The sequence below is a fragment of the Arthrobacter sp. JCM 19049 genome, from assembly GCF_001310435.1.
The window spans coordinates 1-536 of the sequence record NZ_BAXF01000943.1 but is presented as its reverse complement, the minus strand read 5'-3'; the positions used below and the strand labels follow the sequence as shown (position 1 = coordinate 536).

Annotated in this window: 1 protein-coding gene and 1 pseudogene; both read right to left on the bottom strand. The window is 70.0% G+C overall.

Annotated features, from left to right (window positions below; all coding sequences use genetic code 11):
* Positions 1 to 280 (bottom strand): annotated as a pseudogene (locus JCM19049_RS17260) (hypothetical protein); the annotation flags it as partial.
* Between the two features lie 4 nt (positions 281 to 284).
* A partial coding sequence (locus JCM19049_RS17255) for a His/Gly/Thr/Pro-type tRNA ligase C-terminal domain-containing protein (RefSeq protein WP_279403527.1) occupies positions 285 to 536 on the bottom strand: 252 nt, incomplete at its 5' end.

The following is a 536-nucleotide window of genomic DNA, read 5'->3' as shown; positions in this document are numbered from 1 at the left end:
CGCCGGACCAGTTCCCGGCCAATGCCCTGCCGGCGGTTGGCCGGGGCGATTTCCACGAACAGCCACAGCCGCTGCGGGTGCAGGGAGGAGGCGAACACCACCCGGCACCCACGGCCACGTCCTGGACGGTGGCCACCAGGCAGCGGGAGAACGGCGCGTCGGAGTCCGCACGTAGCATGGTGCGGTCCTGGTGGGCCTGCGGGGAGCGCGGGTCGCCGAAGACCTGCAGCAGCTGCAGGTCATCGCCGGCACGCCAGGGGCGGAAGTTCACCTCTGCCATTGCCCTAGGCCCCGTTCAGCCGCTCGGACAGGTAGGTGGTGACCTTATCCAGTGCGATGCGCTCCTGGGCCATGGTGTCGCGTTCGCGGATCGTCACGGCCTGGTCCTCCAGGGTGTCGAAGTCCACGGTGATGCAGAACGGGGTGCCGATCTCATCCTGGCGGCGGTAGCGGCGCCCGATCGCCCCGGCGTCGTCGAAGTCGATGTTCCAGCGGCGGCGCAGCTCGCTGGCCAGCTCCTTGGCCTTCGGGGACAG